6 protein-coding genes are annotated in these 7121 nt (G+C 48.9%); 2 read left to right on the top strand and 4 right to left on the bottom strand.

The genetic code is table 11. The annotated features are described in order from the left end of the window. Positions 1–199: 199 nt before the first annotated feature. Together VN105_RS19005 and VN105_RS19000 are read left to right on the top strand one after the other, a co-directional pair. On the top strand, positions 200–1210 hold the full coding sequence (locus tag VN105_RS19005) for a hypothetical protein (protein WP_325643111.1): 1011 nt from the start codon (positions 200–202) through the stop codon (positions 1208–1210). Positions 1211–1366: 156 nt separating this feature from the next. After that, a complete protein-coding gene (locus VN105_RS19000) occupies positions 1367–2920 on the top strand; it encodes a hypothetical protein (RefSeq protein ID WP_325643109.1) in 1554 nt (517 codons plus the stop codon). A gap of 95 nt (positions 2921–3015) precedes the next feature. On the opposite strand, the gene VN105_RS18995 is transcribed toward VN105_RS19000, so the two are convergent. The 4 genes from VN105_RS18995 to VN105_RS18980 form a co-directional block, all read right to left on the bottom strand. Continuing rightward, the gene (locus VN105_RS18995; protein WP_325643107.1) at positions 3016–4647 is read right to left on the bottom strand and encodes an FtsX-like permease family protein; all 1632 of its coding nucleotides are present in this window, start codon (positions 4645–4647) and stop codon (positions 3016–3018) included. An 8-nt stretch (positions 4648–4655) separates the two neighbouring features. Beyond that, entirely contained in the window at positions 4656–5378 is a 723-nt protein-coding gene (locus tag VN105_RS18990; RefSeq protein WP_325643105.1) for an ABC transporter permease, read from the bottom strand. 203 nt (positions 5379–5581) lie between these two features. Continuing rightward, positions 5582–6487: a tRNA (adenosine(37)-N6)-dimethylallyltransferase MiaA gene (miaA, locus tag VN105_RS18985; protein WP_325643104.1), complete on the bottom strand. Its 906-nt coding sequence runs from the start codon at positions 6485–6487 to the stop codon at positions 5582–5584. Between the two features lie 125 nt (positions 6488–6612). Then, positions 6613–7121, bottom strand: a 509-nt coding sequence (locus tag VN105_RS18980) for an IS1096 element passenger TnpR family protein (RefSeq protein ID WP_325643103.1), incomplete at its 5' end; no start/stop codon positions are given.

Below are 7121 nucleotides of genomic sequence, written 5' to 3'. Positions count from 1 at the left end.
TGCCAGAGGCCGGATTGGCTTAGTTTTTGTCCGATTTATATCACGAAGAAATTCCACAAACATAGATGAAAAACATAACGTTGCAAACACTTATCATAAAATAATATAACGTAGCCTGTGTTATTGTAACTTTCTTCCTGTTAAATCCGTTAAAAAGAAGTAAATTTACTATACGAATCACGCTTAAAACATATTTCAAATGAAGCCTATAATATACATTGGACTGGCAGCATCGCTCGCACTGGGGGCGTGTTCCAGTACCTATAAAACGGCTCAGACCCCGGATGATGTATACTATTCTCCGCGTCAGGAGCAGCGTACCTATGCCTCCAGCAATGGTTCTAACGGCAACAGCCGTCAGGATGAAAATGATGCCAACTATGTAGAAGGCACCCAGGATGATGGCGGTACCTATGTAACTTACCAGGATGACGACCAGGGCGATTACCAGCGTCGTTTAAACCGTTTTGGCAGTGGCAGTAACTATTCAGGCGATTACTGGGATGGCTATAATGCAGCTTCCAACCTGTACATGAGCAGCGGCTTTGGACTGGGATACGGCAGCGGCTGGGGACTTGGCCTTGGTTATGGTTACCCGTATGGTGGTTTTTACGGCCCTTCTTTCGGCCTTGGTTTGGGCTGGGGAATGGGTGGTTTCTATAGCCCATGGAGCACCGGCTTCTACGGCGGATGGGGTTACCCATACGTAGGCAGCTACTGGCCTTCTTACTATTATCCATATTATGGCGGCGGTTACTACGGCCACGGCGGTTACTACGGTGGCGGCGGATACTACGGCCATTATGTGACCCGTCCTTCCAACTCCTACGGATCTGTAAGAGGCGGCAACGAACGCGTTCGCAGAACTCAATATACCAATAGCGGCGGTACTGGCGGTGGCGGTTATACCCGTCCTTCCCGGACCGGTACTTTCCAACCTGCCAATGGCGGTACATCAACCGGTGAAAGACCGCGCCGTGTATTCCAGCAGTCCAGTTCTGAAAGGCCTGTTACAAGACCTACTTACCAGAACAGCAACAATAACGGCGGTAATAACTATTCCCGTCCGCAGAGAACTGAATACAGCAGACCTGCTCCTACCCCGGCTCCAAGTTACACACCTAGTTCCGGCGGTGGCCGTGTAGGCGGTGGCAACTCCGGCGGCGGAGGTGGTGGTGGCTACAGCCGTCCATCCAGAGGAGGCCGTTGATCATAAAAATCATCAACTAGATAAGCGTAGCCTAAAAACCTACGCTTATTTTTTTATCTCGCACACGTTTTGCCAGTTCAGCACGTTATACTAATCGCAGCATAGGTTAGCGACCATTAATTAACCTGCAGCAATCTCATTTTAAGAATACAGATTATGATTAAAAGACTTTATCCTCTTTTAGGCGGCTTGTTTATATCTGTGACAGCCCTTGGCCAGAGTTCCAACGACGCATTACTTTATTCCCCGCAGCAACCTCACGGTACAGCCAGAACACAGGCATTGGGCGGCGCCGGCGTTGGACTTGGAGGAGACTATTCATCCGCTCATATTAACCCGGCAGGTATTGCCATCTTCAAAACCGGTGAATTTCATATTTCGGGTGGCGTAGGCATCTCTCAAAATACTTCCAGTTACCTGGGAAATGCCCAGCTTGATAATAAAGGTAACCGCAGCAATTTCCAGTTGCCCTCCATAGGATTGATTATGGCTACCAATAAAAACAACGGCAGCAGTACCTGGAACAATATTACCTTTTCACTGGGTATGGACCGTATCGCCAATTACAACAACGAAATTGCCATTGCAGGCCATAATACAAAATCATCTTATTCCGACCGTTTTGTAGATGACATCTTCGACGGCAGCTCCGCCACACAGGCGCTGGGCGCTGATCTGGGGTTCACTACCGGCTTACTGGCAGATTACCAGCCTACTACCGGCAATAAACAACCGATGACCCTCGCTTCCCCTTCCAGGCAAATAGGCGGACTTACCGAAGGCATACAGCAAAGAGGTACGCTGAAAACTGAAGGCGGTATGAACGAATATACCTTTGCTGTTGGCGGAAATTATGGCGATCGCCTCTATATAGGCGCCAGCCTGAACCTGCCCAGCATTAATTATAAGGAATCGCTTTCCTGGTCGGAAGATGATGCCAGCAGCGATAAAGGCAACAACTTCGGCTACTTCGATTACTACAAGGACCTGAAACGTACCGGCCTCGGTGTTGGCGGTAAAATTGGTATCCTCTATAAAGTTACCGACCACTTCAGATTGGGCGGTACCTTCGTTACCCCTACCTGGTATTCCCTTCACGACAGCTACAGTTCTGAACTTCACTCAGATATAGAAGATGGCGCGGGTGAAGTAATCTCCAGTTCGTTTGATCAAACACAAGGTTACCCTGTAGAATATGATTACAACTATACTGCGCCTTTACGTGCAGCTGCCGGCGCCTCCTACTTTTTTGGTAACCTGCAGGAACCACAGAGTACACAGGGCTTTATTACTGCCGACTACGAGTTCGTGAATACTCCTTCAGGAAAATTCAGGATGAAAGACGACAGGGCCGGGGAAAAAAGCCTGAACGATAACATCAGCGCTGTTTATAAATCTACCTCCAATATTCGTGTAGGCGCAGAGGTGAAATTTATGTCCATATATGCGGTAAGAGCAGGTTTTGCTTCCTACGGCAACCCATACAGCGACGATGCCTATAACGCTGGCGTAAATGCTTCCCGCAAAGTTTACAGCGGTGGTATTGGCTTCCGTAACAAAGGGCTTTATGTAGATGCTACTTACAGCTATACACAGGGCAAAGACAGGTATCAGCCTTATACAGTGTATGAAGCTGCACTGAGCCCTGCAGCCGCTACGCTCGACTATACCAGGAGTAATATCCTGCTTACTGTAGGATTCAAATTCTAACCAACATCATATCCTATAAAAAAAGTCCGGGTGTAATTGCACCCGGACTTTTTTTATCAGTTAAATCAATGTAATCCTGTCATACCACCATCACTTTATTCCACCTTCAGGTTCTTCACCGGGTTTTCCAGTGCTGCCCGTATTGCCTGAAAGCTTACCGTAAGCAAGGTAATTCCGACAATAGTAATGCCCACCAGCAGGAATATTCCCACATTCATCTCAATATGATAAGCAAAACTATGTAACCACCGGTTCATGCAATACCATGCCAGCGGTAAACCAATCAGTACCGCTATCAATACCGACCGCAGGAATTGACCGGAAAGCATCATCATCACATGGGAGGCCGTAGCGCCCAGTACTTTACGGATACTGATCTCCTTGCGCCGGCTTTCCGCGGTAAAGGCGGCTAAGCCGAAGAGGCCAAGACAAGAGATCAGGATGGCAAGTGCAGTAAAATATTCTGATAAAGCCGCTACTCTTTTCTCTGCTATATATTGCGCCTGGTAATCCTGGTCGAGGAACTTATAATCGAATGTAAACCCGGGGTTATAATGTTGATAGAAAGCAGCCAGTGCAGCCAGCACGGCTTTCGTTTGCCCTGCCTTTACCTTTACCATTACTGTACTGTTCAGGGAATCCAGCCGGAAAAATAAAGGGCTGATGGTTTCGTGCATGGATTGAAAATGAAAGTTCTTTACAACGCCTGCTATCTCTGTTTTCATGCCATTAAATTCAATCACCTTACCTACGGGATTTTCAATTCCCATGGCTTTGATAGCCGCTTCATTAAAAATGATCCTGGAGTCATCCGCACCATAATCCCGGGAGAAAGACCTGCCGGCCGCCATTTCTATGCCCAGTGTTTCTATCATATCATAGTTCACCAGGAACGGGCGGCACATAATTGTTTCGTCAATGCCCCTGCCCTTCCAGGTGCATCCTGTGGAAGGCGCACCTAACACGTTTCCTACCATGGCGGATGCGTTCACCACGCCGGGTATCTTTTTCAGCTCCGCCAGGAATCCGGGGATATGCTGCGGCACTTTTCCTTCTACATCAAAATATACCACGTTGTCTTTGTCGTAACCCGGATTTTTATGCTGCACATAAGCTATCTGCTGATATACTGTTATTACGGCCACCATAAACAACACCGAGAGTGTGAACTGGAATACCACCAGTCCTTTGCGGGCCAGCAATTGGCCGGGTGATCCCGGTACTTTTCCCTTCAGCACCGGTAATGGGTTGAAACCTGAAAGGTACAGCGCCGGGTAACTGCCCGCCAGTATACCTGTGAGCAGCGTTATGGCAACGAGGATACCTGTCATGCCTCCATTCAGTGAAAAGTATAAGGCCTTACCTGTAATATGGTTGAATTGCGGCAGCAACAGCGCCACCAGCAGCAATGCGAGCACCAGGGAGAGCATGGTCATCAGCATAGACTCGCCGAGGTATTGTATGATCAGCGCCAGGCGGTTGGCACCTATTGTTTTGCGAATACCCATTTCCTTCATCCTTCCGGAAGCCTGTGCAGTAGAGAGGTTTACAAAGTTGATGCAGGCGATTAGCAATATAAAAAGTGCGATGAGCGAAAACAGTTTTACATAACTGATCCTGCCGCCGGAGGCCACACCGTTCTCAAAATTGCCATGCAGGTACAAATCACTGTAGCGTTGCAGGAACACATCGCGCTGCGTGGTGCTGCCCTGGGTGAGGCCGGTCATGAAGCGGCTCAGTTTTGCATGAATGCGGGGATGTTGGCGCCTTCCTTCATCACCAGGAAGGTATTAAACGGTCCTTGCGGATCCAGCGCGGTGATGTTCATGATTTCCCGGAAAGCGTCGAAAGGCAGCAGGCAATCGAAGGATGTGGAAGTGCCGGCCGGCAGTTCATCCAGCACACCAGACACGGTACTGACCCTTTTGAACTGATCCAGCTGCCAGGTGATGGTTTTCCCGGTTGCGTTAGTAGTGCCGAATAAAGTCCGTGCAAGCGCGGAAGATATCACGATGCTGTTTTTGTCCTGTAATACCTGCGCCGCATTGCCTTGCAGCAAAGGATATGAAAATACCCGGAGATATTCCTGCCCGGCGAATACCGTAGTTGATTTAGCGATTTTGTTGCCCGCAGTGAGTGCGATTTTCGGGAACCATGATGGCGGCGTACATACAGTGGCATTTTCCACTTCAGGCATGTTTGCCTTCAATGTGGCAGCCAGCAGTGCGGGTGTTCCGTTGGCTGTGGTGATACCTTTTTCGTGCGGCTGGTTTTCCATTACCTGGAAAAGGCGGCGGTCATTTTTATGAAAGTGATCGATCCGGAGTTCATCATATACCCATAAACAGATCAGCAACGTACAGGCGAGACCGGTAGACAGGCCGATGAGATTGAGGATAGTAAAACGCTTGTTCTTCAGCAGATGACGCCAGGCGGTTTTCAGGTAATTTTTGAACATACGCAAATATTTCGTGAGCGGTGCAAACACGGGGCTGCTAAGAAAATGCCATGTTACAGGGCTTTTAAATACAAGAGACTTACATATTTTATATTTATCCTAAATGTTCGGTTTCAGTACAGTGGTTGTCCGTAATTATTTTTTGTGAGATGCCTACCGGCGCGTTGCCGCCATGGCTGGTTCCTGCGCGGGGCTTACCGGGCTTAGCGTGCCAGCTGTTGCTGCACATAAGCGATGATAGCTGCCGGATCGCGGGGATCGAACCATTGGAATGCGGGATCCTTTCTGAACCAGGTGAGTTGCCGTTTTGCATATTGGCGGGTATGCGTTTTCACATCATCAATGGCCTGATCCAGGGAGATGTAGCCATCGAGGAAGCTGAATATTTCCTGGTAGCCTACGGTGCGGAGTGCGTTGTGCCCTCGGTAGGGCATTACAGCGCGGACTTCCTCTACCAATCCCGCCTGTACCATGGCATCCACGCGGTGGTGAATGTTGTGATGAAGCAGTTCTTTTGGCAGGGTGATGCCTACTTTGATCATCCGGAAATCGCGGGGGGAGCGGGTAGCACTGCGGAAAGTGGTAATAGAGCGGCCGGTGGCGTCCAGCACTTCCAGTGCGCGGATGAGGCGTTGTGGGTTCTGGGTTTCTGCGATGGCGTAAAAGCCGGGATCGCGTTCCTGCAGTTGCTGCTGCAACCAGGAAAGGCCGTGCAATGTATACTGTTCATTCAGCCGGGTGCGGATGCCGGGCGCAATGGGTGGCATGTCGTCGATGCCTTCCGCAAAGGCCCTGATATAAAGGCCGGTGCCACCGCACATGATGGCGATATCATTCTTTTCAAAGATTTCACCGGCATAACCGAGCGCCAGTTTTTCGTACACGCCTGCATTCACTTCTTCGCGGATGCTGTGCGAGTCGATGAAGTAGTGAGGAACTGCCGCCAATTCATCCCGGGAAGGCTTTGCCGTACCGATACTGATTTCGCGGTAGCACTGCCGGGAATCTGCAGAGATCACCGCTGTGTTAAACAGCTGCGCCATTTGAACAGACAAAGCCGTTTTACCTGAAGCAGTAGGGCCTGCAATAATGATGACAGTTTTTTGCATATAGTGGCGGTAAATATTTAGGGACCTGTTTATTTTTCCGGAGACGGGGCCATTTCAGCAAAGCGGGTGAAACGGATGATGTCTGCAAAAAATAAACAGGTCCCTAAAATGACTGATGGTATTATTTAAAAGTTATTTTCTTCTTCTCCCCCAAATTCTTCTGCTCCATCGCCGCCCATTGCGTCGCTTTCTTCTCCTTCTTCACCGAATCCTTCCGCATCCATACCTTCTTTGTTGAGGTCGTATTTTTCTTCCATTTCCACGAGCTTATCGCCTACCAGGCCTTTGGTACCGTATTGACTGGGCGCAAGACCTTCTTTGCGTACGCAGGCAGGATAAGTTATTTTACTGTTTTCATCTTTGGAAACGCCGATGAGTTCTACGAGGAACGACCAGTTTTTGGCGAAATCGTAGAGATAGATAAATTTCTGATTTGGGTCTTTTACAGCAGCAGCAATCACAGTGTCCGCCATCAGCAGGGGTTCTGCTTTGCGGGGTTGATTATCTGCTTCCAGGATGATTTCCCGGCCACGCTGCCAGTTATCATTGCTACGGAAAAAGGTGGCTTTGTGTTTTGAATCAAATTCGAATGACTGCAAAATTGCCTGGTGAAATAATAAAAACGTCTGATTCG

The sequence above is a fragment of the Chitinophaga sp. genome (genome assembly GCF_035564935.1).
Taxonomy (GTDB): Bacteria; Bacteroidota; Bacteroidia; order Chitinophagales; family Chitinophagaceae; genus Chitinophaga.
The sequence above is the reverse complement of the archived record's forward strand: the minus strand, read 5'-3'. Positions and strand labels throughout refer to the sequence as shown.